Consider the following 25850-nt stretch of genomic DNA (forward strand, 5'->3'; position numbering starts at 1 on the left):
GAAGACTGATGGCCGTCCAACTGACCGCCCGGGATCGTCATGACCTCCACCTCGCCTCTCGAAAATCCGCGTCCGTTCGTCTTCCTCGCCGCTTTTGCGACAGGTGGGCTGCTGACCCTCATGGTGCATTTCAACGGTGAACTCGCCCGCTACGGCAATCCGCTCTTTTCCTCCTGGACGGCGCACGGCACGGGGACGATCGCGGCGCTCGTCTTTCTCGGACTTCTCTATCGGCGCGGCCGTATGAAACCAGCGGTGCGGGCTCCGGCGCCGATCTGGGCCTATCTCGGGGGAATTTCCGGCGCCGCAACGGTGATGCTGACCTCCACTGCCGTGAACTCTCCGCTGGCGCTTGCAGGCACGCTGGCACTCGGCCTGTCCGGGCAGGCGATCTTCAGTCTCGCCGCCGATCACTGGGGCCTGTTCGGCTTGGCCAAGCGCCGGCTGACCATGCGCAACCTCGGCGCGCTCGCGCTCATCCTTGCCGGAAGCGCGCTCATTATTCTCGAGGGCCGGAGCCCCGCATGATCATCGCGATCCTCCTTGCCTGCTCGGCCGGCGTCCTCATCGGCATCAGCCGCCAGATCAACGGTCGGCTGAGCCTGTCGACCTCCCCGCTCATTGCCTCCTTCTGGAACCACATCGTCGGCTTCGTCTTCCTGACGTGTCTCGGCCTCGTTATCGGCGACCTGCTGCCTGCAGGTGCCGGACTGGTTCCGTGGTACGATTATCTCGGCGGACCGATCGGTGTCGTCTTCGTGGCTGCGGGAAGCTGGGTCATCGCGCGCATCGGTGCAGTCAATACCGCACTGATGATGATCGGCGGACAGATGGTTTCGGGCGTTGTACTGGATCTCGCTTTGTCAGTGCCGACGGATCTCGGACCGACGGCGCTTGGGGTGGTCCTCGTGCTTTCAGGCATTGCGCTGTCGCAGAGCAAACGGAAGGCGTAACGCTGCCTGCTAGTTTCTCGTAAGCTCCTTTGAAAACGCGGTTGTAAACGTGACGCCGCCCTTATCGTCTCCGGCCTCTCCGAGAACCACATCCATGGCCGTATCCGTTACGCGAACGATCGCAAAGCCTCCTTTGAAGGCCGCCTTCGGTTTGAAGACATCGATACCGCCAGCCTTATAGATCATCGGCGTATCGTGCTCGTGCCCGTGGAAGATCCCGATGACGTTGTAACCCTTCAACGTGTCTAGAAGAGCCGCACGCTCAGCCTCGCTCCACCAGTGCGGATCGCCCGTTCCCTGATCGTCGAATGTCTCGTGACCCGCGTTCCAGCGCTCTACCGAGAACGTATCCCAACCGTAATGCTGAAACAGCACCACCGGGCGGCCGTCGGCTGCTGCGGTTGCGAGATCCTTCTTCAGCCATTCGAGTCCGCTAACGGCACCCTTCCGGTTGTCGCCGCCGAAACGCTGGAGTTGCACGAGATGCAAGCGGCCCCAGTTCCAGGAGTAGTTGTCCGAATCGACGTCGTAGTTGTCAGCGGGAATCGACGGTGTGAAAAATACGCTGGGACGATGGTTGACTTCGACGTAGTCACGAAGCTCCCGCCTATACCAGTCCGGATGGCTTGGCGGACCATCCTGATCGAGATCGTGGTTTCCCAGGCCGACATAGACCGGCATGTGAACGTGCTGCGCGTCCATTCCCTGTGCATAGCGCTGGCTGAACTGGCGCAGCTGCCACCCCTCGCCCGGGACCGCCACCTGTCCGCCGCCATCGTCTGTAATGTCACCACCCATGACGAGGCCGGCAGGCTCGCCGACCAATTGGCCAGCACCGGAAAGCCCGCTCGGCTTTCCTGCAATTGACGCGGGCCAAACGCGTGTGGGAAGAGCGTTCAGAGCCCGGATATGCCGCAACAGTGCCGCATCCGTCTTGCCTTCCTGCTCGCAATCGGGCGAAAAGCCTTCCGCCATACGGCATGCATGGACATCGGTGGAGAAGACGAACGTCACATCCGTGGACGCCTGCTGCGACTGCGCCGGAAATGTTGCGAGCAAAAGCATTGCGCCGGTGACACCCGGCAAACCTGTTCGTCTATAGAGGCTGCCTCCGCCCGCATATCGCATCGTTATCCCCCACCCGTGGGCACAAACTCCGGAGCCAGTGCTAGCACGATCCCCGGCAGATGCAAAAGCCGGTAGCTCCGCCTCTCTGGAACGATCCCAGCCCGTCGTCCGTTAACTCGGCAGGCAAGATCCGCCACAACAGCAAGATAGGGAGACAAGCATGGTCAAGGTCGTTTACGAGATCGTCGAGCACGATGGCGGTTGGGCCTACAAGGTCGGTGACGTCTTCTCCGAAAGCTTTCCGACCCACGATCACGCATTGCACGCCGCCAAGGCCGCCGCTGCCGAGCAACAGGTCGGCGGCTCGGATGAAGAGATCAGCTTCCAGGATGCCTCCGGGCAATGGCATGACGAGCATGCTAGCGGCGGAGACCGCCCGGAAGCTGTCGTTGAGGACAAAGGTTAAAAGGAATGATGCCTCTCTCCTTTCAGGGAGAGAGGCTGAAGGCTTAGGTTATGAAATAGTCGATGTGCGGATCGACATCCTGTCTATCGCCTGCGGGTTGCGGGCACGCAACGATAAGCTGTTGTTAAGCTTTACGGGAAGGGTTAATCGTCGCCCGTTGCGGCTTGACGAATTCGTCCCGGTGTCGGAAAGACTGTAGCGACAGCGGACGTGGCGAAATTGGTAGACGCAAGAGACTTAAAATCTCTCGAGGAGACTCGTACGGGTTCGACCCCCGTCGTCCGCACCAGTCTTTGACGTGGGCAAGCGTCATCCCCTCTTGAAAACGGTTGGCCCTTCTTGAAAATGCTCGGGCTTTGCCGCAAAACCGCTCTTTGCATCAGACACGCACATATATGCTTGGAGCCCGCCATGTCCCTTCCTGAAAAAGCCTTTCCCGTTTCCTGGGACCAGTTCCACCGTGATGCGCGTGCGCTCGCGTGGCGGCTGGCAGACCAGGGGGTGGAATGGAAGGCGATCGTCTGCATCACGCGCGGTGGTCTGGTGCCGGCTGCCATCATCTCTCGGGAACTGAGCATTCGGATGATCGAGACGGTCTGCGTCGCTTCCTATCACGACTACGCCTCGCAGGGGCAGATGGAGGTCATCAAGGCGATCTCCGAGGAAATCCGTGCCGATGGCGGCGAGCGTGTGCTGATCGTCGATGACCTCACCGATACCGGGAAGACCGCAGCCATCGTGCGGGCCATGTTGCCAAAGGCGCATTTCGCGGCCGTCTATGCCAAGCCGAAGGGTCGCCCTCAGGTCGATACCTTCGTGACCGAGGTCAGCCAGGACACGTGGATCTACTTCCCATGGGACATGGGGTTCTCCTATCAGGAGCCGATTGCCAAGGGATCGCGAGGGTAGGTCCACTGCTATCCAAAACGTCCAGCCTTTCTCATATCGGAACAAAAACGCGCGGTGCATTCACCGCGCCGTTCTTTCTTTGCATTGAAGTCGCGCCGGGAACGACGTGTCTTTTATGACACCCGGCAGGCCGGGACAGCTGATCTTAACAAGTATTTGTCCACAAGTTTTCGTGGAACGAAGGGGCTTTTCGGTAAGCAGAGACCACAAGTGACTGATTTCCTTGCGTCCCTCGCATTCTTCATATTTCCACAAGATATAGTCGGCGGTGGACGACAAGACGCAAGCCCTTGACGATGGCATGGGACTCGCGGTTAATCATAATCAAGACTGGCATGACGCCAGACGACGGCCCAGACGGAGGCTTGCCCCGGACTGCGCCATCACCCTGAAGTTGTTGGAGATCCTGCCCTCGCGGCGGGAACGCGTGTGCAAAAATGATCTATAGAAAAAATATCACGCTTACGGAACCAACGAACGGGTCGATAATTCCATCTATATCTGGTAGATAAAGACCTCAGAGAATACCATATATTGGAAGCCATGATCGGCATCCGCTGAAACGCACCACCGACCGGCGATGCCGCGGCTCGGACGGATATTTCGCGTGCCTGAGAAGCGCACGCCACGGACACAATAAGGATTGGGACAGATGCAGATCGAACGTCGCTTTACCAAGGCGGGCCAATCGGCCTATGCAGACATTGCGTTCCGCAAGGCAGTGAGCGAGATCAAGAACCCGGACGGCTCCATCGTCTTCCGGCTTGCCGACATCGACGTGCCTGCCCAGTTCAGTCAGGTCGCCGCGGACATTCTCGCCCAGAAGTATTTCCGCAAGGCAGGCGTTCCCGCGCGCCTGAAGAAGGTCGAGGAAAATTCGGTTCCTTCGTGGCTGTGGCGCTCCGTCGCCGACGAGGTTGCGCTCAAGGATCTGCCCAAGGACGAACAATACGGTTCCGAAACCGATGCACGGCAGGTTTTCGATCGCCTCGCCGGCACCTGGACCTATTGGGGCTGGAAGGGCAACTACTTCGCCTCCGAGGAAGATGCCCTCGCCTTCCGCGACGAGCTTGCCTACATGCTGGCAACGCAGCGCGTGGCGCCGAACTCGCCGCAGTGGTTCAACACCGGCCTGCACTGGGCCTATGGTATCGACGGCCCCGGCCAGGGCCACTTCTATGTCGACCCCTTCACGGGCAAGCTCGTCAAGTCGAAGTCGTCTTACGAACATCCGCAACCACATGCCTGCTTCATCCAGTCGGTCGGTGACGATCTCGTCAACGAAGGCGGCATCATGGACCTGTGGGTGCGTGAAGCGCGCCTCTTCAAGTACGGTTCCGGCACCGGCTCCAACTTCTCCTACCTGCGTGGCGAAGGCGAGAAGCTCTCGGGCGGCGGCAAGTCCTCCGGCCTGATGAGCTTCCTGAAGATCGGCGACCGCGCGGCCGGCGCCATCAAGTCGGGCGGCACGACGCGCCGCGCCGCCAAGATGGTCGTGGTCGACATCGACCATCCCGATATCGAGGACTACATCAACTGGAAGGTCAAGGAAGAGCAGAAGGTTGCGGCGCTCGTGACCGGCTCCAAGATCGTTGCCATGCACCTCAAGGCCATCATGAAGGCCTGCGTGAACTGCGAGGGTCCTGACGGCGCCTGCTACGATCCGAACGAGAACCCTGCGCTGAAGCGCGAGATCAAGGCCGCCAAGAAGGATCAGGTTCCGGAAAACTACATCCAGCGCGTCATCCAGTTCGCCCGTCAGGGTTATAAGGATATCGACTTCAAGACCTATGACACGGACTGGGATTCCGAAGCCTACCTCACCGTTTCCGGCCAGAATTCCAACAACTCCGTTTCGCTGCGCGACGACTTCCTGCGGGCCGTCGAGGCCGATGGCGACTGGAACCTGACCGCCCGCAAGGACGGCCGCGTCATGAAGACGCTGAAAGCGCGTGACCTGTGGGAGAGCATTTCCTATGCCGCCTGGGCGTCGGCCGACCCGGGCTTGCATTTCAACACCACCATGAACGACTGGCACACCTGCCCGGCCGCCGGCTCCATCCGCGCGTCCAACCCGTGCTCGGAATACATGTTCCTGGACGATACGGCCTGCAACCTTGCCTCGCTGAACCTGCTGCAGTTCAAGGATCAGACCACCAAGAACATCGATATCGCCGATTACGAACACGCCGTTCGCCTGTGGACGCTCGTGCTCGAAATCTCGGTGATGATGGCGCAGTTCCCGTCCAAGGAAATCGCCGAGCGCTCCTACGAATACCGTACGCTCGGGCTCGGCTACGCCAATATCGGCGGCCTTCTGATGTCGTCCGGCATCCCCTATGACAGCAAGGAAGGCCGCGCCATTGCCGGAGCCCTGACCGCCGTCATGACGGGCGTCTCCTATGCGACGTCTGCGGAAATCGCCGCCAAGCTCGGTCCGTTCCCGGGCTTCAAGCCGAACCGCGACAACATGCTGCGGGTCATCCGCAACCATGCGCGCGCCGCCCGTGGTGAAGCGAATGGCTATGAAGGCCTGTCGGTCGCGCCCGTTCCGCTCGTCCATGGCGAATGCCCGGACCAGACGCTGATCACGCATGCCGTGGCTGCGTGGGAGAAAGCTTTGTCGCTCGGTGAGCAGCACGGCTATCGCAATGCGCAGGTCTCGGTCATCGCGCCGACCGGCACGATCGGTCTCGTCATGGATTGCGACACCACCGGCATCGAGCCCGATTTCGCGCTGGTGAAGTTCAAGAAGCTCGCCGGCGGCGGCTACTTCAAGATCATCAACCGTGCCGTACCCGAGGCGCTGCGCACGCTCGGCTATTCGGAAAGCCAGATTGCCGAGATCGAGGCCTATGCCGTCGGCCATGGCAACATCAACCAGGCGCCGGCCGTCAATCCCGGCTCACTGCGTGCAAAGGGGTTCACCGACGACAAGATCGAGGCGATTAACGGCGCGACAAAGGCCGCGTTCGACATCAAGTTCGTCTTCAACCAGTGGACGCTCGGCGTCGATTTCCTGAAGGACACGCTGAAGGTCACGGACGCGCAGCTTTCCGACATGAGCTTCAACCTGCTGGAGCACATCGGCTTTTCCCGCAAGGACATTGAAGCGGCCAACGTGCATGTCTGCGGCGCGATGACGCTCGAAGGCGCACCGTTCCTTAAGGACGAGCATTTGCCGGTGTTCGATTGCGCCAACCCCTGCGGCAAGATCGGCAAGCGCTACCTCTCGGTTGACAGCCATATCCGCATGATGGCGGCTGCCCAGCCGTTCATCTCCGGGGCGATCTCCAAGACGATCAACATGCCGAACGAGGCGACCGTCGAGGACTGCAAGAACGCCTACATGCTCTCCTGGAAGCTCGCGCTCAAGGCCAACGCGCTCTACCGTGACGGCTCCAAGCTCTCGCAGCCGCTCAACGCCTCGCTGATCGAGGACGAGGATGACGAGGACGCACTGGAAACGCTGATCCAGCAGCCGGTTGCAGCCCAGGCCGTAACGGTCACCGAAAAGATCGTGGAACGCGTGATCGAGCGGATCACCCGCGAGCGCGAAAAACTGCCGAACCGCCGCCAGGGCTATACCCAGAAAGCAATCGTCGGCGGCCACAAGGTCTACCTGCGCACCGGCGAATTCGGCGATGGCCGCATCGGCGAGATCTTCATCGACATGCACAAGGAAGGCGCTGCCTTCCGTGCGATGATGAACAACTTCGCCATCGCGATCTCCCTTGGCCTTCAGTATGGCGTGCCGCTCGAGGAATATGTGGAGGCCTTCACCTTCACCAAGTTCGAGCCCGCCGGCATGGTGCAGGGCAACGACGCGATCAAGAATGCGACGTCGATCCTCGACTACGTATTCCGCGAACTCGCCGTCTCCTATCTCGGCCGCCACGACCTTGCCCATGTCGATACGTCCGACTTCGGCAACACGGCGCTCGGCAAGGGCATCCAGGAAGGCAAGACCAACCTGCTCTCGACGGGCTGGACACGCGGCCACAAGCCGACGCTGGTTTCCGGCGCAACGACCGGCGGCAGCATCGACCGCGCCTCTGGCGAACCCAAGGGTTCTGCAACGTCAGCGCCTGCCCGGGGCTCGTCGACGAGTGGGACGGTGACCCCGTTTGCGGGCTCCGCCGCCCGCAAGCTGGAACCGACAACGTCGATCGCGACATCGGAAGTCGTCGCCTTCAAGCGCGATTACGAAGAGCGGATTGCCGAAGTCGTCGAAGCGATCACAACCGAAGTGGCCGAGCCGCCACGCGACGTGACCGCTCTCTTCTCCGACAAGGCTGCCGCTGAAGCTGCGGCTGCAAAGTCCGACGCGAAGAAGCTGGAAGCCGAACGCCGCATGCGCTCTATCGCACAGGGCTACACCGGCAATATGTGCTCCGAGTGCCAGAACTTCACGATGGTCCGGAACGGAACCTGCGAGAAGTGCGACACCTGCGGCGCGACCAGCGGCTGCAGCTGATGATGCGCAGATCGGTCTGACTGACGGATCGACCTTATCAGAACCCCGAAAGGGCAAACCCGCCGATGGCAACATCGGCGGGTTTTTCGTTTTCGCCCCGTATTGCCCTTTATTTCCGCTTGGGAACGTGCAGGGCATCACTAGCGTTAGTCAAAAAATGACAACAGGGCGGATCATGGCAGACACATATCCCCGAACGCCGGATGGCCGCTACTTTGTCGTTCGCGGCCGTTTGTGGAGGATGAGCGATCCGAGGCTTGCAGATGATCTGCGGACGTCGCTAGTCTCCGAGTTGATGTCGGCCCGGCGTGCTGTCCGTGACGCAGGCGACGATCCATACGCAAAAGAGGAGGCCCGGATGCGGGTTGATACCGCAAAGATTGCGTTGGGTGAACGCGGACCTGTCTGGTGGACGGATGGAGCACCGGATTACAATCGCCATCTTGTCAAAAACACGCCTTACGCCGACTGGTATGCCAATTTACCGGGATGACGGTGAACGTATTCCCCAGCCGTGCTCTTCTCTTCCTAATTCCTCGTTGTCTGCAGTACAAAACGAAGGTCGCGCCCTAAAAATGGTGTCTCCCTCAGCTAAAATTCACAAAGCCTTAGCGCACGCGCTTCATGAATGATGGCGAGCATGAATGGCGGCGGATAGCGCTCGCGCATGCGCGACCCTGGAGGTCACATGCCGAGCCTGACTATTTCTCGCCTGCTAGCGGTATTTGGCGTCGTCGTGACAGGTGGCCTTGTCGCATCCATCGGTCTGCAGACATTAACCTTGCAGGAACTGAAGATCGGCGGCCCGGTCTATCAAGACATCGCCAATGGAAAGGATCTGATTGCAGACATTCTGCCCCCGCCTCTCTACGCTCTCGAGGGCTATATGCTGGCAAACGAAACGATGGTGCATCCCGAGCGCGCGGTAACAAATCTCGAGACGATGCGGGCGCTTCGGCTGGCATTCGATGTGCGCAAGACATTCTGGGCCGAAGCGGATCTCGATCCGCGGCTGCACTCCGGTCTCGCCGAGCAGGTCGTCACCAGTGGCGAGGCTTTCTGGTCGGTCGCGACAGTGTTCGAAGAAGAGAAGGCCAAAGGCAACTCTGCGGACCTGCAGCCGGTGATGGACGCCTTCTATGTCCATGACGCAAAGGTACGGACGTTTGCCGCATCGGCGACCTCGACGCTCGCGACCGCGGTGGAAAATGCCGACACTGTCGGTACCCAATACACGGTGATCGGCGCCGTCACGAGCGGGGCCTCCGTTTTGTTGTTTCTCGCAGGGCTCTGGTTCGTCCGGCGTCGCGCGATACAGCCTCTCGTCAAGATCGGCAACGCCATGGCGGTGCTCTCCGGCGGCAACTACGCGGCGGAAGTGCCATTCGCGCGCCGCACCGACGAGATCGGCGCCATGGCGCGCGCGCTCACCGTCTTCCGAGAAGGCGCAATCGAGCGCCAGCAGATGCGTGCGGCTGCCGAACAGGATCGGACACTATCAGAAGCCCAGCGTCTCGAGCAGCAGCACCTTCGCGAGCGGGAAGCAGAAGAGCTTCGAACCGTCGTGGAAACGCTGGGGGCTGGCCTCGGACGGCTTGCGGAATGCAATATCCGCAGCCCGCTCGACCAGCCCTTCGCAGACCGCTTCGAGCCGCTCCGCCTCGACTTCAACCAGTCGCTTGCAACCTTCCAGCTGACGCTGGAACAGGTTCTCGGCAAGACGTCCGAACTTACCGGTAACGCGAGCGAAATGTACCAGGCTGCCGACGAACTTTCCAAGCGTACCGAACAGCAGGCAGCAGCGCTGGAGCAGACATCCGCGGCACTCGACGAAGTGACCGCCACCGTCAAATCCTCGGCAGACCGCGCTGCGGAAACGCGCAGTCTCGTCAGCGCAGCGAATCGCAGCGCGACATCCTCTGAACAGGTGGTGCGTGATGCGGTAGAAGCGATGCGGCGTATCGATGCGTCATCGAACCAGATCGGACAGATCATTCATGTGATCGATGAAATCGCTTTCCAGACAAACCTGCTCGCGCTCAACGCCGGGGTGGAAGCAGCACGCGCGGGTGACGCCGGCCGGGGATTTGCCGTCGTCGCACAGGAGGTTCGCGAACTCGCACAACGTTCCGCTGCTGCCGCCAAGGACATCAACGCCCTCATTCGAACATCCTCGGGCGATGTGTCCGATGGCGTGCGGCTGGTCGATCAGGCTGGGCGCGCGCTCGCCGAGATCGCAAACTACGTCATGGACATCGACACCAAGGTCGAAGCCATCACAACGGGCTCGAAGGAGCAATCGGTGGGATTGCTGGAGATCAGCACCGCTGTCAACGCCATCGACCAGATGACACAGAAGAATGCGGCCATGGTCGAGGAGACGACGGCCATCAGCAGCAGTCTCGCCTCGGACGCTAAGGCTCTCTCCGGGATCGTCAACCGGTTCCAACTCAATCCCGGCAAGCAAGGCTCTGCCTCCGTGATGGTCGCGCGGCATAGAGCCGCGTAGCCCGGGCCAGACCGACTGCGCTTTCTCCGTCAATACCGTACAGAAACCAAAGTGCGACAGGCAAATTATCGACGGTAGAAAGTGGAGGGCCGGATGCCGACGTTCTATCTCAACCTTCGCACGACGGACGACCTCATCGAAGATGCAGAAGGCTACCGTTGCGAACACGCGGAGGCTGCGCGGGAACAGGCTCTCGTATCGCTCAGAGATCTCGTCGCCGAACATTTACTGTCCGGACAACCACCTTTCGATATCGAGGCCATACAGGTCATGGCGGAGGATGGCTCACAGATTCTGGAAGTGACGCCTTGTGACGTGCTTCGGCCGATCATCGACCCCTGCACGATCAAATGCGGCAGCCTTTCGCGAGGGATATGAGCGCCGCCGTCTTCAGCGCGCGAAGCGGCGTGCGCCGAAGACACAAAGGATGACGCAGACGGTGATGCCGAGCATGCCTGCCGTCACCGGCTCGTGCAGCACGGTGGCGGCGAGTGCCAGTGCAAAAAAGGGCTGCAGCAACTGGAGCTGGCCGACGGCAGCAATCCCACCTTGCGAAAGTCCGCGATACCAGAAGATGAACCCGATCAGCATGCTGAACAACGAGACGTAGGCAAGGCCGAAAATGGCCGGCGGCTCGATGCCAGCGAAACTTACGGGCATGGTGAGCAATGCCAGGCAGAGCATGGGCGGGAGCGAGAGAACGAGAGCCCAGGAGATCACCTGCCAGCCACCGAGCGTTCTTGAAAGCTTTCCGCCCTCGGCGTAGCCAAGACCACATATAACGATCGCCAGAAGCATCAGGAGATCTCCCACCGGCGATGCGCTAAGCCCCTGCGCCAGCGCGTAAGCAGCAACGAGTGTGCTTCCGAGCAGAGAGAAGATCCAGAAAGCAGCCTTCGGCCGTTCGCCGCCCCGGATGACGCCGAAGATGGCCGTGGCGACTGGCAGCAGCCCGATAAAGACGATCGAGTGCGCCGAGGTGACGTGCTGCAATGCCAGCGCGGTCAGCAACGGAAAGCCGACGACCACACCCAATGCGACGATGAGCAGGGAGACGACGTCTCGCGGAGATGGCCATTTCTGCCGCAACAGCAACAGAAGGCCAAGCGCGAGCAGGCCGGCAATCGTCGCACGGGCGACCGTGAGAAAGACGGGATCGAACTGCATCACCGCGAGGCGCGTCGCGGGAAGCGATCCGCTGAAGATCACCACGCCGATCATCCCGTTCAGCCAGCCGGCCGTTTCCCGATCCATTACACACTCCTTCTTCATGCCCGCCTTGTTCGACAGGGACGTCCATATTGACCGTCACACGCGTGAGTGCCAGAAACGCTTCCATACAGTTGAGCAAAACTGTTATGCTTCAGGAACAGTACAGATGGATCAGATTGCGCACTCTCCAAATCGCACGACGATGGTGATGGAAACGATTCGGCAGCGGATCTCCGGCCGCGCGCTGCTGCCCGGAGCAAAGTTGCCATCGATCCGCAAGCTTGCCGCGACACTTAGCGTGTCCACATCCACCGTGGTCGAGGCCTATGAGCGACTGGTCGGGGATGGCGTCATCCAGTCACGACCGGGATCAGGGTTCTATGTGACGCATCATGCGGGCGCGACGACGATACCCTTTTCGCTGGCCGATGCCGGGCCGAAACGCGACCGTGCCATCGATCCCTTATGGGTGTCCCGGCAGTCGCTGGAGGCCGACGCGGAGGATGCAAAGCCCGGATGCGGATGGCTCCCACCGAGCTGGTTGCCGGAAGATGCGGTGCGGCGTGCCCTACGGAACTTGTCGCGTGCCAAAAGCCCGGTTCTTTCGGAGTACGGGTCCCCCCTCGGCCTTGCGCCGCTTCGTCATCTCATCGGCCGGCGTCTGGGCGAACGTGGCATCGAGGCTTCGCCGGACCAGATCCTGCTGACAGAATCCGGCACGCAGGCCATCGACCTCCTCTGCCGCCTTCTGCTGGAGCCAGGGGATACGGTGCTGGTGGACGATCCATGCTACTTCAATTTCCACGCCTTGTTGCGTGCTCATCGTGCACGGATCGTCGGCATTCCCTACACCCCGACCGGACCGGATATAGAGGCCTTCACCAAAGCGGTCGCGGATCACCGACCGCGACTCTACATCACCAATTCCGCCATCCACAATCCGACGGGCGCAATCCTTTCACCGGTCACGGCCCATCGCGTCCTGAAGATCGCCGAGCAAAGTGACGTCGTCATCATTGAGGATGACATTTTTGCCGATTTTGAACATAGCCCTGCCCCGCGGCTGGCGGCTTTCGACGGGCTCGACCGCGTCATTCATATCGGCAGCTTCTCAAAGACGCTGTCCGCTTCCGGACGCTGCGGCTTCATCGCCGCAAAGCCGGACTGGATCGACAGCCTCACGGACCTGAAGATCGCCACGACCTTTGGCGGCGGCCGCATGACCGCGGAACTGGTCTACAGCGTCCTGAGCGACGGCAGCTACCGCAAACATCTGGAGACGCTCCGCCAGCGGCTGTCTGTGGCTATGCAGACCGTTTCGGTACGACTTGGAAACCTCGGCATCCGTCCATGGCTCGATCCACAGGCCGGCATGTTTCTCTGGTGCGGACTTCCCGAGGACGTTGACGCCACCGCTGCGGCGCGCAGCGCTTTGCAGCGGGGACTCGTCCTTGCACCCGGCAACGTCTTCAGTCTCTCGCAAAGCGCGACCACCTTCATGCGCTTCAACGTGTCCCAGATGCAGGAGCCGCACGTTTTCGACATCTTGCGCGATGTTCTGAAGGAACAACGCGGCCAGGGCACAAGCTCCTAGATTACGCCTGGCGGCTCCCGTTCAAGATCACTTCCAACTCGTATAGTCGCCCGCCGTGCAGCCGAAAGGCGCGCGCTGCTCTCCGAAGCGCTTCTTCAGCTGGTCGCACCCCCATTCGTTGACCGGTGCCGGCATCATGTTGTTGATATCCATGCCCGGCGACTGGAACTGCGTATCCGAGGCGAGAACGTACCAGAGCCAGAAACCAACAACGCCGACCACCATAAGAAGCAGCACACCGATCAGGATCTGCAGTCGCTTCCAGATCGACATCGTCTGGCGCGGTGCTTCCACGAGCAGCGGGCGACCGTCATGGCCGTCTGGCACCTGCTGGAAGGGCAGAAGCGCATCTGCACGCTCCGCATCCGTCAGCTCCACCCTCGTCAGACGATCATCAAGCAGCACCGGGAGCGCCGTATTGCCATGCCGGACGGCGAGAGCGACCGGCTTACCCCCGTTCGCACCCACAATCATAGGCTCCTCGCCCTTTTGCATCTTCGTATAGGCCGAGCGCTTCGTCTTATCGTCCGCGATCGAATCGTTATACGTGATCGAGAGCATGTTGCGCTTGCGATCGAATGCGGCAATCTCCACCGGCACCACAGCAAGCATGGCGGGATGCCGCAGTTTTCTAAGGACGCGCCAGATCCGCAGGCCGAGAAAAATCATCCCGACACCAAGCCCCCCGAGGAAAAGAACGAACAGCGTCAACGTGATAATACGGTTCCAGAGCTTGTCGAGGCCGAGGCTCATCGTCGCCAGTTCCGGATGATCACCCGAGATGACGAGGCCCGTCTCGTAGTCCCCGACATGAAAGTCGACGAACATGATCTCGACGTCGGTTTCGTAGTCCTTGCCGGCGTAGCTGTAGACGAGGCGGGCTTCGCAATCGGTGAAGATGGCCTTGCGCGTGGTGCAGCGCCCGTTCTGGACGTCGCCGTCCTCGATAAGGACAGGATTCTGGCTGATGGTGAAATCCCTCAGCACGCCCGGCCCTTCCCATACGAGCAGGAAAATGCAAAGCGCCAGAATGACCGGCGTCGACCAGTAATAGGCCCTCGGCGTGGAGATACTATCGGGTGCCAGCCTTAGCGGACGACGGGGGAGCACGAGTTCGGGCAAATCGAAGACCTTTTCCGTATGGGCTGTTCCACCGTCCATGGCACAGTGGAACCGGGCGGGAAAGCCGTAGGATTACACTTACGCAGCATAGCCCGGCTATTCCCCTGATTTGCCTGAATTGGCGGTGCGCCTGACTGGAAGAATGAGCCACATGGCGCTACATCGCCGGAACGATCGTGTACTGGCTCCGACAAGTGCCGCCGACCAGAGGACCCGTTGATGTTTCCTGCCAATCCCGACTGCGGGAAACTCTTCAATGAAATGGACTGGTCAGGCACACCGCTCGGCCCCCGTGAGGACTGGAGCGTCGAACTGAAAACATTGACGAGCGTCATGCTTGGCTCTCTCCAGCCGATGCTCATCGTCTGGGGGCCCCACCAGACCACACTCTACAATGACGGCTACGCGGCGATGTGCGGCCAGCGACATCCCGCAGCCTTCGGCCATTCGTTTCGTGCGCTATGGCATGACATCTGGGATGCCGTGGAACCCATCATCACCGATGCCTATGAAGGGCTGGGAACGTCGATGGACGATATCGAGTTTACCATGCACCGGAATGGCTATCCGGAAGAAACGCACTTCGCTTTTTCCTACACGCCAGTGCGCGATCCGTGGGGCACCGTGCTCGGCATGTTCTGCGCCTGCACGGAGATTACCACGCAGGTGATGGTCCGCCGCGCAGAACGGACGCAGCGGGAGAGGTTCCGGCAGGTGTTCGAACTCAGCCCCGGCGGAATCGCGATGCTCGTCGGCCCGAACCATGTCTTCGACTACGCGAACGAGGAATATTACTCGATGATCGGCGTCGGCCGGGACATCATCGGCAAGACCGTGGCGGAAGCCGTGGCCGAGGTCGTGCGCCAGGGATTCGTCGATATTCTCGATGGTGTCTACCGAACCGGCGAAAGCTTCATCGCGCGCAACATGCCGATCGAACTCAATCGCGGGCCGGACGGCGAAATGCAGCGCCGCCTTATCGACCTTTCCTATCAGGCAATGCGGCAGGAAGACGGCACGATCAGCGGCATTCTCGTGCAGGCGCGCGATGTGACGGAGCCTCGAGCAGAGGAAGCCAGCCGCGAACTCCTTTCGCATGAACTCGGGCACAGGCTTAAGAATCAACTCGCAATGGTGCAGGCGATCGCCTCGCAGACCCTGCGCAATGCTCCCGATATCGCTTCGGCACGCCAGCGGCTTTCCGAACGCCTCGCCGTTCTGAGCGCCGCGCACGACACGATTCTCGAGGGTGGCCGTGGTTCTTCGACCGTGCGCCAGCTGGTCGAGCAGATGACGGATCTACATGACGATCCCTCCGCGCCGCGCTTTCTGACATCCGGCCCTAATCTGAAGATTGGTTCCCGCCCTTCACTGTCCTTGTCGCTCATCCTGCATGAACTCGCGACGAACGCCGTGAAGCACGGTGCACTCTCCGTGCCGACCGGCAGCGTCGATCTGCGCTGGCGCGTGGTCCTGCCGGAAGCCAACCGGTTCGAGATGATATGGACGGAAAGTGGCGGCCCGACCGTCGTCGAACCGGTCGTGAAGGGCTCGGGATCGAGGCTGATTTCGGCCGGTTTGAACGGCACATCCGACGGGCGCGCGGAGATAACGTATGCGCCCGAAGGTCTGCGCTGCATCGTGACCGCCGACCTCGAGAGCTTCCAGAGGGAACATTGATGGACGATCACCCGCGCCACTCGCCCGTGCTCGTCGTGGAAGACGATGGCCTTATCCGGATGGATCTCGCCGACGCCCTCTCCGATCTAGGCCTCGCCGTGATAGAGGCCGGAAACGCGGATCAGGCATTGAAGGTGATGGACACGTTGCCCGCAATCTCCGCGCTGTTCACCGACATCGACATGCCCGGCTCGATGAACGGTCTCCAGCTGGCGCATCTCGTCGCAAGCCGCAACCCCGCCTGCCCCCTCGTCATCATCTCCGGCCGCTACAACCCGGCCGACGGCACCCTACCCCAAGGCGCGGTTTTCCTGTCGAAGCCGATATCAGAGCGCTTGCTGAAGCGGACGCTGGCAGCGCTGAAGCTCATCGCAGGGGATGCCAGGTAACATCGGAAGTGCCGTGAGCTTGCCGATGGCGCCGTGACTTTCGCATCGCGCGGTCTGTTCAGCAGCCGAACGATGCCTCGCAATGATAATTCGATGGTCGCACTCCTTTCGCCCTTGCGGCCCTGCCATCGAGCGTGTATTGCCCACCCATCGGCACGGAGTGTAGCGCAGCCTGGTAGCGCATCTGGTTTGGGACCAGAGGGTCGGGAGTTCGAATCTCTCCACTCCGACCACCGATTTTCCCTGATGATCAAAATGTTTCAGAGATGATGGCCGCTTCGTCTGTCGCAAACCTGCGAGACGATTTTGGTGATGCTTCGAACGGAAAATTCGATAGAGCTTGCATCAAGGTCATTCCGTTTTCAGCATTTGTGCGTTATGCCACAGGAAAGCCGGCTGAGCCGGCACATGCCATGCTTGGAGTTTGAGGAATGTCCGCCAAGATTTATCGTCCCGCCAAGACCGCGATGCAGTCCGGCAAGGCAAAGACCAATCTTTGGGTGCTCGAATTCGATCAGGAAACGCCCCGCACGATTGATCCGATGATGGGTTATACGAGTTCGGCCGATACGCGCCAGCAGGTCAAGCTTACCTTCGAAAGCGCGGAAGCCGCCGTTGCCTATGCCGAGCGCAACGGCATCGAATACCGCGTCATCGCGCCGAAGGACCCGACACGGAAGAACGTCTCCTATAGCGACAACTTCCGCTATAGCCGGATGCAACCCTGGACGCACTGACAAACCCGCGCCGCCTTCAGCGGCGCCTAAGGCCCCTTAGCTCAGCTGGATAGAGCACCTGCCTTCTAAGCAGGTTGTCGCAGGTTCGAGCCCTGCAGGGGTCGCCATATTTCCATCGTTCAATAGTCGGGTCCAATGCGCCGTGCATTCGTGAATGAAGGATCGGACGGTGTTGTCAGACGTGCACAAAATCTGACATCACAGGACATCCGCTGATATTTTGGCGGATGTCAGGATACTCGTCTATCTCGGCCGGACGTCAGTCAGGCTTGGCCATTGGAAGCTGTCGCGGCAGGTCTATGCGGGCGCCGGGAGTGATCGACAGGGTTTTTGCCGTGCCGGCGTTTAGCTCGACCACATAGGCAACGGGCACGCGGGAATCGATGATGGCTTCGGAGTGCGGCACGGCGTTCTCGTGGACGGTTTCCACCTTTCCGTCTTTCGACACGAACAGCATATCCAGCGGAAGGAATGTGTTCTTCATCCACATCATCACCTGACGCGTCTGACCGAAATCGAAAAGCATGCCGTGATCGGAAGGCATTTCGCGGCGGAACATCAGCCCTTGGGCGCGTTGATCGCTATCGAGCGCCAACTCCACCGTGAATGCGTGCGTCCTGCCATCCGTTGTCTCGATCGTCAGCGGCGCGCTTTCGAACGTCACGTCCGCAGCGTTCGACGACGCAGCCGCCAGCAGGATGCCCGTCATAATGATGGCGCGGCGAGCTACGTCGCGCAGGCTCAACATGCCGAACTCGTCAATGCGCACGGCCCGCGGGTGCGGGTACGTCAGGGTGAATTTCTGCCGCCATCAGCCCTTTGTCGCCATCGCCGAACCGCACGAGCACTGTCTGGCCGGGCCGCAGTTCGGTGAGACCGAAACGGCGCAGCGTTTCCATGTGAATGAAAATATCCTCGGTGCCATCGCCGCGGGTCAGGAAGCCGAAGCCCTTGGTGCGGTTGAACCACTTTACAAGCACGCGCTCCAGGCCACTGGTGGGCGTCACCTGAACATGCGTTTTCACGGGCGGCAGCTGCGACGGGTGCACAGCGGTCGACTGATCCATGGAGAGAATACGGAAAGCCTGGTATCCGCGGTCACGCTTCTGGATGAGCGCGACGATGCGCGCACCCTCCAGAACCGTCTGGTAGCCATCACGGCGCAGGCATGTGACGTGCAGAAGAACGTCCTGCATGCCGTTGTCCGGAATGATGAAGCCGAAACCCTTGGCAACGTCGAACCACTTGATGACACCGGTGATCTCGATCAGGTCGAGTGCATCACCGGCAAAATCTTCATCTGGTGCGACATCTTTCGCCGAAATCCTGTCCACCATTGTCTGCCAGCCCCTCGAATACGCATCACGATTGCTGCGGTTAACTGATTCTTGAGCATCAGAATAACATCGTCCCGCCGCTTGTGGGCAAGCCCCCGGAACGAAATTTGCCGCTATCGGCAAGCTATGATTCCAGCCTTGTGTCTGGCTGGCGCAGCGCTAGATAGGACAGGTAACAACAGGAAAGAGGGCTTTCATGCGTTATCTGCACACAATGGTTCGGGTTAAGGACCTTGATCAGGCACTGCATTTTTACGGCACACTGTTCGGACTGCAAGAGGTGCGACGGACGGAAAATGAAAAGGGGCGCTTCACGCTCGTCTTTCTGGCCGCGCCGGGCGATGCCGATCATGCGCAGTCGCGCCTGTCGCCCTGCCTCGAGCTGACCTACAACTGGGACACCGAGGACTACACCGGCGGCCGCAACTTCGGTCACCTTGCCTACGAAGTCGATGATATCTACGCCATCTGCCAGAAACTGATGGATGCCGGCGTCACCATCAACCGTCCACCCCGTGACGGCAACATGGCCTTCGTACGCTCGCCGGATGGCATCTCCATCGAGATCCTCCAGAAGGGCGAGCCGCTTGCACCGCAGGAGCCGTGGTCATCGATGGAAAACACAGGCGCCTGGTGACAGTTTCCATATAACCACTCGCATTTCATGACACCTTGCGGCGGACCAGTGATCGCCGCAAGGCATAACGCAAGCTCCACGCAACGGGGCTGGCGCATAGCTCTCCCTTGAGATCTGCCCGGACATTTGTTTTTGGGCATCGGCCATGATGGCACGGTCCGCTTCTCACCTTGGATCGGGGCCGTCGTTCGGGAGATGCAACGTGCGATACGGTCCTTTGTCCAACCCCTTTCTTGCCAGTGTCGGATCGGCGGTCCTTGCCGCCGTGCTGCTCACGGGCTGCGTAACGGGCAAGCCGGTTACCGATCAGATTGTGGAAGGTGTTGTCGCACCTGAAATCGGCGAGACGGATGTACCGGTTGTTGCATCGGGACCGACATCCGCGAGAGCGCCCGCCGGCCAAGCTTCCGGCGCAGGGGTTGCTGAGGCGCAGGCGGCACAGCCTCAGGCACCAGCACAGCCGGGTGCCATCGTCATGCAGGGAACGGGCCTCCAAGCGACATCGAGCAGCATCTTCTCCGTTGGTGGCGCGTCCGGCACTTCACCCATTTCAGGCGGCGGGTCATCGCCGGCGAGCCTTTTCCGCGCAACTCCTCAGGAGCAGGTCATGCCACCGCCCATGTTGCAGCGGCCACTGCCAGCTCAGTCCACGGATGCAGGCTATCGGGGCCGCGGCGCAGCAACGCCAACGAACGAAATACCGGCCGAGACGGCACTGGAGAGCCTGAGGCCTGCATCTGTTCCTCAAACTGTTGACACGCCGAAGGCTTCCGCGTCGCTGATCGGGTTGTTCGGCAAGCCCCAGCTGCCGGATGCGAAGAGCAGCGCCGGTCCGTCCGGTAAGCCGGCTAACAACCAGCCTCTGCCCAGCATGGCCGGCATGGCGCCACAGCAGGTCGCAGCGCTCAGCTATACAGCCCTCCCCGGCATCCATGCCCGTTCGATGTTCGCCACGGTCGACGACACTGCCGAGAATCACGACGATAACAGCCCAAAGGTTCAGATGGCTTCACTCTCAGGCCTCGCCCGGCTCGCGCCCAGCGGTCTTCTCTTGCAGACGGAGACAGTTGAGACCGGCTGCTTCAAACCACAACTGTTGAACATCCTCAAATCGGTGGAACGGCATTTCGGCAAGAAGGTGCTCGTTACCTCCGGGCGGCGTAGCCTCAGCCATAATATCAAGGTCGGCGGTCGGCCGCAGTCGCGGCACCTGACCTGCGAGGCAGCGGATATCCAGGTAGCAGGCGTCAGCAAGTGGGATGTCGCGACGTTCCTGCGTGCGTCCGAGGGGCGCGGCGGCGTCGGCACCTACTGTCACACACAGTCCGTCCATATCGACATCGGGCCGCGGCGCGACTGGAACTGGGCCTGTGGTCCCAGAAATGCATAAACGGCTGATTTAACGTCGTTTTTCTGCCTCAAACCCGCCGTCGTCCACAGCCATGATATTTTTACGACAAAATGAGATTTGCGGCTTGCGGTCCTGAAAACCGCTGACTATAAGACGGCCACCGCAAAGCGACTGCGCCCTTCGTCTATCGGTTAGGACACCAGATTTTCATTCTGGGAAGAGGGGTTCGACTCCCCTAGGGCGTACCACTTTGCGGTCAAACTCCTCCTCCGATTTTTACTGAACAGCTTTAGCGTTCTCGCACATCGCGTTGGTTTTGTGTTGAAATCACTCTGAGGGCATTTGGAGAATTTCTCGGCTTCCTGCGTTTTTCCTCTTGCCTCCGGAAGATCCTAAGCCTATAAGCCGGCCACCAGCGAATGCGCCCTTCGTCTATCGGTTAGGACACCAGATTTTCATTCTGGGAAGAGGGGTTCGACTCCCCTAGGGCGTACCACCTGGCTTCTCTACTTCCCTTCAAATTGCGATTTTATCGATGTGTTCTCAACGAGAGCACGCAGGTCCGCTCGTTTTCCGAATGAGCGACCTCGCCAGCGCTCGCACACGGCGGCGCCACAACGAAAAGCTTGACCTTCACATCGCGCGCGCAGCGTCGAGGATGCGCAACTGAACGCGTCGGGTGCCTTGCCAGATGTCGGCCGAGAGGCTTCCTGCGGTATGGATGCTCATCCCCCGCGCGGCGAGAAGAAAGTCGCCCAGAGGCGTCTGGAAGGCGCGAAAGGCGATCGCATCCAGTCGTGCACCATCCTGCCCCTCAAGAGTGACCTTGACGTGGTCCGTTCCGATCTGCCGCACATCACGCACCCTGTGCGCGGGGATCGCGAATACTGGCTGGGGATGACCGGAGCCGTACGGCCCCGCCTGCTCCAGCCGATCTATCAGATCGATGGTCGCACCGGACGCCGCCAAAGCGCCGTCGATCTTTACGGTCTCCGCTGCGACCAGATCGTGAACCGTGCGCGCGGCGCGTTCCTCGAGGAAGTGGCGCAGGCGTCCGAGATTGGCGCGCTCCACGGTCAGGCCCGCGGCCATGGCGTGGCCGCCGCCCTTGACGAGAAGTCCCTCGTCCACCGCCGCACGCACGACCTTGCCGATATCGAAACCGGCAATCGAGCGCCCGGAGCCGGTTCCCCGGCCATTGAGGTCGAAGGAGATGGCGAAGGCCGGGCGGCGGAAGCTCTCCTTGAGGCGGGCTGCGAGCAGGCCAACGATGCCAGGGTGCCAATTCTCGCGGGCCGTGACGATCACCGAGGCGCCTTCGCCAGTGCCATATTCCGCGAGCGCCTCGGCCTGCGCCTCCATCAACATCACCTGCTCGATCGCCTGACGCTCACGATTGAGTTCATCGAGACGTGCGGCGATGGCATCGGCCTCGTTGGTATCGTCCAGCGTCAGAAGGCGGCTGCCGAGTGCTGCATCGCCGATGCGTCCGCCGGCATTGATGCGCGGCCCGACGAGAAACCCGAAATGGTAAGGCGTGACGGGACCGCTGAGGCCGGCCTTTCGGAAGAGGGCGGCAAGGCCTGGGTTCTTCATATGGCGGGCGGCGATCAGGCCCTTGACGACATAGGCGCGGTTCAGACCCTTCAGGGGCACCACGTCGCAAACGGTCGCAAGGGCAACGATGTCGAGATGGGACAGGAGATCGAAACTCCCGGCTCTGAGGTCGCCACGCTCGCGCAGGACACGCAGCAGGTTGACGAGCACCAGCATGACGACACCGGCCGCGCAGAGGTGCCCCTGCCCCGAAAGGTCGTCTTCCCGGTTGGGGTTCACCAGCGCCACCGCTGGCGGCAGTTCTCCTGAGACCTGATGGTGGTCGATGACGACGACGTCGGTGCCGCGCGCCTGCGCACGTTGCAGCGATTCGTGGCTTGTCGATCCGCAATCGACTGTGACGATCAAACCCGCACCGTTATCGATCAGCTTGTCGATGGCAGCCGGGTTCGGGCCGTAGCCTTCGAAGATTCGGTCGGGAATGTAGATTTCCGCCGTAACGCCGAAATGGGTGAGCAGGCGATAGAGAATGGCCGAGGACGCTGCGCCATCTACATCGTAATCCCCGAAAATAGCCACGCGCTCTTGTCGCGCGATTGCGTCGGCAATGCGGACGGCCGCCTTCCGGCAGTCGGTGAGCTTGTCCGGATCCGGCATCAGGCTGCGGATGGTGGGATCGAGGAACGCGATCGCATCTTCCTGCTGGACGCCCCGTCCAGCCAGCACGCGGGAAATAAGGTCTGGAAGCCCGTGCACCTGGCTGATCGCCAGGGCCCGGTTCTGACCCGCCTGATCGAGCCGCGACACCCAACGTTGTCCCGTGACAGACGTCTCGACGCCGAGAAACGCGCGCGGAACCGGGTCCGGAAGTTCGCTCATCGGCGTCCGTTCCCGTCTGACATGGGCCGGCTGGCCGATATTGCGGACGAGGCGGCGCCGATCTCAGTAATCCTTCGGACGCTCGATACGAATGACCTGCGGTTCGCCGACAAGATAGCCTTCGCCCTTGATCGCCGCCACGGCATCGCGAACCGAATGTTCGGCCGTCGCGTGGGTGACGAGAATGATCGTCTGCGGTTTGCCGGTTTCCTGCGTGTGTTTGGAATGCTGCATGATCGATTCGAGCGAGATGCCGTTCTCGGCCATGCGGGAGGCGACGCTGGCGAAGACGCCGGCTCGGTCGATGACTTTCAACCGAATGAAATAGCCGCCTTCATGGCTCTGGATCTGGGCGCGCGTATACGGAATAAGCGCATCGACCGGGCGGCCGAATGCCGGAACATGCTGTGCTCCCGGGCGGCTCTTGGCGATGTCGGCGATATCGCCAAGGACGGCGGAGGCCGTCGCGTTGCCGCCGGCACCGGGGCCTACCATCAGAAGTTCGCCGAGGATATCAGATTCGATCGCGACCGCGTTCGTCACACCATCCACCTGGGCGATAACGGAATCGAACGGGACCATCGTCGGATGGACGCGCTGCTCGATGCCACCGCTATCCGTGCGCTGGGCGACGCCAAGAAGCTTGATCCGGTAGCCGAGATCGGAGGCCGCCTGAATGTCTTCGATGGAAATGTTCGTAATGCCCTCGAGGTAGATGTCGTCGGCTGCAATGGCGGTGCCGAAGGCAAGGCTGGTCAGGATCGAGAGCTTATGGGCCGTGTCGTTGCCCTCAATGTCGAAGGCCGGATCGGCCTCGGCATAACCGAGACGCTGGGCTTCCTTGAGGCATGCCTCGAAGCTCAGTCCTTCCTTCTCCATCTTCGTCAGGATGTAATTGCAGGTTCCGTTCATGATGCCGTAGACGCGGGCAATCGTGTTGCCGGTCATCGACTCGCGCAATGCCTTGATGACAGGGATGCCGCCGGCGACAGCAGCCTCGTAGTTCAGAAGAGCGCCGTGTTTTTCGGCGATACCGGCAAGCTCGATGCCATGTGAAGCCAGAAGCGCCTTGTTGGCGGTGACGACGTGGATACCGCGGGCAAGCGCGGTCTTCACCGCGGAATAGGCAGGATCGCCCGCGCCACCCATGAGCTCGACGAACACATCCATCTGAGCATCGGCCGCCAGCGTTCCCGCATCGGCAAACCAGATATCGTCGGCAAGCGCGATGCCGCGATCCTTGGCCCGATCACGGGCGGTGACGGCAACGACCTCAATGGGCCGACCGCAGGTCGTGGCGAGCGATTCACGGCGTTCGGTGAGGATGCGGACAAGAGAGGCGCCCACGGTACCCAAGCCCGCAATGCCGATTCTCAGCGCGTCTGCCATACTCATCATCCCTACTGTCTTGAAATTGTCCCGCCGCCACTGCGGCGGGAATATGTGTTTGCGATTGTTCGTCGCACAGCAAACGCCTAGCGGCGTGCGTTGAGCGAAATCACGTTGTGCAACGTGTCGTCCGCGGTCGAGAGGAACTTCTTCAGGTTCCGCGCCGCCTGGCGGATGCGATGCTCGTTCTCGACCAGCGCGATACGGACGTAATCGTCTCCCTGCTCGCCGAAGCCGATGCCGGGCGCGACCGCGATGTCGGCCTTCTCAACAAGCAGCTTCGAGAATTCGAGCGAGCCGAGATGACGGAATTTTTCCGGGATCTTGGCCCAGGCGAACATGGTCGCTTCCGGCGGCGGCACTTCGAAACCGGCTTTGCCGAAGCTCTCCACCAGCACGTCGCGGCGGCGCTTGTACACGGCGCGAACTTCCGCGATGTCGGACCCATCACCATTCAGGGCGTGCGTGGCAGCCACCTGGATCGGCGTGAAGGCGCCGTAGTCGAGGTAGGATTTCACGCGTGTCAGCGCCGAGATAAGACGTTCGTTGCCGACGGCAAAACCGATGCGCCAGCCGGGCATGGAGAAGGTCTTCGACATGGAGGTGAATTCGACAGTGCAATCCATCGCGCCGGGAACTTCCAGAACCGATGGCGGCGGCGTATCACCGAAGTAGATCTCGGAATAGGCCAAGTCCGACAGGATGACGATGTCGTTGCGTTTGGCGAAGGCGACGACTTCCTTGTAGAAATCGAGCGTTGCCACATGCGCCGTCGGGTTGGACGGATAATTGATGATCAGCGCAATCGGCTTCGGGATCGAGTGCTTGATGGCCCGTTCCAGCGGAGGGAAGAACGTATCGTCCGGCTCGACCGAAATGGAGCGGATGACGCCCCCCGTCATCAGGAAGCCGAAAGCGTGGATGGGATAGGTCGGGTTCGGGCAGAGCACGACATCGCCAGGCGCCGTGATGGCCTGCGCCATGTTGGCAAAGCCCTCCTTGGAACCGAGCGTGGCCACGACCTGCGTGTCGGGATTGAGCTTCACGCCGAACCGACGTGCGTAATAAGCGGCCTGCGCCCGGCGAAGACCGGGAATGCCCTTGGACGAGGAATAGCGGTGGGTGCGCGGATCGCGCACGACCTCGCAAAGCTTATCAACGATAGCCTGAGGCGTCGGAAGATCGGGGTTACCCATGCCGAGGTCGATAATGTCGGCGCCGCCCGCTCGCGCGCTAGCCTTCAGGCGATTGACCTGTTCGAAGACGTAGGGCGGCAGACGCCGGACTTTATGAAACTCTTCCATCTCTCTGACCTTGTCCAGAACGCCTGCATCCGGTCGGACGCGCGTGAGGGCGTTCTCTTGATGTAATGTGAACAGCGTATCGGCAAAATGATGACGCGTTCTCTTGCAGTATGCCTGTCGCAACCTTTCCGAAGCTGGCGTTTTTGCCAGCGTACCGGAAACACGACGACAGGGAGAGATCTGCGAACATCGCCGGACGTGTTCTACGGCCTGCAAAGCTGCAGCGCGACCGGAAACGCCTTATGAAAAAAGGCCGGATCCACCCCTCGGTCGACGTTCT

At 60.8% G+C, this 25850-nt stretch carries 21 protein-coding genes and 5 tRNA genes; 18 read left to right on the forward strand and 8 right to left on the reverse strand.

Annotated features, from left to right (window positions below; translation table 11 throughout):
- Positions 1–39: 39 nt before the first annotated feature.
- Positions 40–528 (forward strand): DMT family transporter, encoded by a 489-nt coding sequence (locus BSG19_RS09960; RefSeq protein WP_092987541.1) that lies wholly within the window; start codon positions 40–42, stop codon positions 526–528.
- Positions 525–953, forward strand: a complete 429-nt coding sequence (locus tag BSG19_RS09965) for a DMT family transporter (RefSeq protein ID WP_092987543.1) — start codon at positions 525–527, stop codon at positions 951–953. Before BSG19_RS09960 ends, BSG19_RS09965 begins: the two co-directional genes overlap by 4 nt.
- Positions 954–962: 9 nt before the next feature.
- Here BSG19_RS09965 and BSG19_RS09970 read toward each other — a convergent pair whose 3' ends face one another.
- Positions 963–2018 (reverse strand): metallophosphoesterase, encoded by a 1056-nt coding sequence (locus BSG19_RS09970; RefSeq protein ID WP_244529192.1) that lies wholly within the window; start codon positions 2016–2018, stop codon positions 963–965.
- 223 nt (positions 2019–2241) lie between these two features.
- On the opposite strand from BSG19_RS09970, the gene BSG19_RS09975 reads away from it, so the two are divergent.
- From BSG19_RS09975 to BSG19_RS10005, 6 genes are all read left to right on the forward strand, one after another.
- Positions 2242–2487, forward strand: coding sequence for a DUF2188 domain-containing protein (locus BSG19_RS09975; RefSeq protein ID WP_092987547.1), 246 nt, complete (start codon positions 2242–2244; stop codon positions 2485–2487).
- Between the two features lie 204 nt (positions 2488–2691).
- Positions 2692–2776: transfer RNA gene (locus tag BSG19_RS09980), tRNA-Leu, on the forward strand.
- Positions 2777–2898: 122 nt separating this feature from the next.
- Positions 2899–3396 carry a xanthine phosphoribosyltransferase gene (gene gpt / locus BSG19_RS09985; protein ID WP_092987549.1) on the forward strand — a complete coding sequence of 166 codons (498 nt, stop codon included), beginning with the start codon at positions 2899–2901 and terminating at the stop codon, positions 3394–3396.
- A gap of 652 nt (positions 3397–4048) precedes the next feature.
- Complete coding sequence (locus tag BSG19_RS09990) at positions 4049–7873, forward strand: vitamin B12-dependent ribonucleotide reductase (protein ID WP_092987551.1); 3825 nt, start codon at positions 4049–4051, stop codon at positions 7871–7873.
- 688 nt (positions 7874–8561) lie between these two features.
- Positions 8562–10382, forward strand: coding sequence for a methyl-accepting chemotaxis protein (locus BSG19_RS10000; protein ID WP_092987554.1), 1821 nt, complete (start codon positions 8562–8564; stop codon positions 10380–10382).
- A gap of 93 nt (positions 10383–10475) precedes the next feature.
- Positions 10476–10760 (forward strand): DUF6894 family protein, encoded by a 285-nt coding sequence (locus tag BSG19_RS10005; protein ID WP_092987556.1) that lies wholly within the window; start codon positions 10476–10478, stop codon positions 10758–10760.
- Between the two features lie 12 nt (positions 10761–10772).
- Here the strand turns inward: BSG19_RS10005 and BSG19_RS10010 are convergent, their stop codons facing one another.
- A complete protein-coding gene (locus tag BSG19_RS10010; protein WP_092987558.1) occupies positions 10773–11636 on the reverse strand; it encodes a DMT family transporter in 864 nt (287 codons plus the stop codon).
- Between the two features lie 124 nt (positions 11637–11760).
- Between BSG19_RS10010 and BSG19_RS10015 the strand changes: the two genes are divergently transcribed.
- Entirely contained in the window at positions 11761–13188 is a 1428-nt protein-coding gene (locus tag BSG19_RS10015; protein WP_092987560.1) for an aminotransferase-like domain-containing protein, read from the forward strand.
- A 27-nt stretch (positions 13189–13215) separates the two neighbouring features.
- Here the strand turns inward: BSG19_RS10015 and BSG19_RS10020 are convergent, their stop codons facing one another.
- Positions 13216–14310, reverse strand: a complete 1095-nt coding sequence (locus BSG19_RS10020; protein ID WP_092987562.1) for a hypothetical protein — start codon at positions 14308–14310, stop codon at positions 13216–13218.
- A gap of 219 nt (positions 14311–14529) precedes the next feature.
- Between BSG19_RS10020 and BSG19_RS10025 the strand changes: the two genes are divergently transcribed.
- The 5 genes from BSG19_RS10025 (at position 14530) to BSG19_RS10045 (ending at position 17223) form a co-directional block, all read left to right on the forward strand.
- A complete protein-coding gene (locus BSG19_RS10025; RefSeq protein WP_092987564.1) occupies positions 14530–15990 on the forward strand; it encodes a PAS domain-containing sensor histidine kinase in 1461 nt (486 codons plus the stop codon).
- The gene (locus tag BSG19_RS10030; protein ID WP_092987566.1) at positions 15990–16379 is read left to right on the forward strand and encodes a response regulator; all 390 of its coding nucleotides are present in this window, start codon (positions 15990–15992) and stop codon (positions 16377–16379) included. The genes BSG19_RS10025 and BSG19_RS10030 overlap by 1 nt, the downstream gene beginning before the upstream one ends.
- A gap of 156 nt (positions 16380–16535) precedes the next feature.
- Positions 16536–16612, forward strand: a tRNA-Pro gene (locus tag BSG19_RS10035).
- 198 nt (positions 16613–16810) lie between these two features.
- On the forward strand, positions 16811–17116 hold the full coding sequence (locus BSG19_RS10040; RefSeq protein ID WP_062468020.1) for an ETC complex I subunit: 306 nt from the start codon (positions 16811–16813) through the stop codon (positions 17114–17116).
- A gap of 30 nt (positions 17117–17146) precedes the next feature.
- Positions 17147–17223, forward strand: a tRNA-Arg gene (locus BSG19_RS10045).
- A 152-nt stretch (positions 17224–17375) separates the two neighbouring features.
- On the opposite strand, the gene BSG19_RS10050 is transcribed toward BSG19_RS10045, so the two are convergent.
- Positions 17376–17864, reverse strand: a complete 489-nt coding sequence (locus BSG19_RS10050) for a DUF192 domain-containing protein (protein WP_092988427.1) — start codon at positions 17862–17864, stop codon at positions 17376–17378.
- A 10-nt stretch (positions 17865–17874) separates the two neighbouring features.
- On the reverse strand, positions 17875–18453 hold the full coding sequence (locus BSG19_RS10055) for a cold-shock protein (RefSeq protein WP_092987568.1): 579 nt from the start codon (positions 18451–18453) through the stop codon (positions 17875–17877).
- 196 nt (positions 18454–18649) lie between these two features.
- On the opposite strand from BSG19_RS10055, the gene BSG19_RS10060 reads away from it, so the two are divergent.
- From BSG19_RS10060 to BSG19_RS10075, 4 genes are all read left to right on the forward strand, one after another.
- Positions 18650–19090, forward strand: coding sequence for a VOC family protein (locus BSG19_RS10060; protein WP_092987570.1), 441 nt, complete (start codon positions 18650–18652; stop codon positions 19088–19090).
- Between the two features lie 202 nt (positions 19091–19292).
- Positions 19293–20480: a D-Ala-D-Ala carboxypeptidase family metallohydrolase gene (locus tag BSG19_RS10065; RefSeq protein WP_170865922.1), complete on the forward strand. Its 1188-nt coding sequence runs from the start codon at positions 19293–19295 to the stop codon at positions 20478–20480.
- Positions 20481–20614: 134 nt separating this feature from the next.
- A tRNA-Glu gene (locus BSG19_RS10070) sits at positions 20615–20689 on the forward strand.
- Between the two features lie 173 nt (positions 20690–20862).
- Positions 20863–20937, forward strand: a tRNA-Glu gene (locus tag BSG19_RS10075).
- Between the two features lie 137 nt (positions 20938–21074).
- Here the strand turns inward: BSG19_RS10075 and recJ are convergent.
- From recJ to BSG19_RS10090, 3 genes are all read right to left on the reverse strand, one after another.
- Entirely contained in the window at positions 21075–22877 is a 1803-nt protein-coding gene (recJ, locus tag BSG19_RS10080) for a single-stranded-DNA-specific exonuclease RecJ (protein ID WP_092987574.1), read from the reverse strand.
- Between the two features lie 63 nt (positions 22878–22940).
- Positions 22941–24266 (reverse strand): homoserine dehydrogenase, encoded by a 1326-nt coding sequence (locus BSG19_RS10085; protein WP_092987576.1) that lies wholly within the window; start codon positions 24264–24266, stop codon positions 22941–22943.
- Between the two features lie 86 nt (positions 24267–24352).
- Complete coding sequence (locus tag BSG19_RS10090; protein ID WP_062596454.1) at positions 24353–25570, reverse strand: LL-diaminopimelate aminotransferase; 1218 nt, start codon at positions 25568–25570, stop codon at positions 24353–24355.
- Positions 25571–25850 lie beyond the last annotated feature (280 nt).

The organism is Rhizobium sp. NFR03 (assembly GCF_900111275.1).
Taxonomy (GTDB): Bacteria; Pseudomonadota; Alphaproteobacteria; order Rhizobiales; family Rhizobiaceae; genus Ferranicluibacter.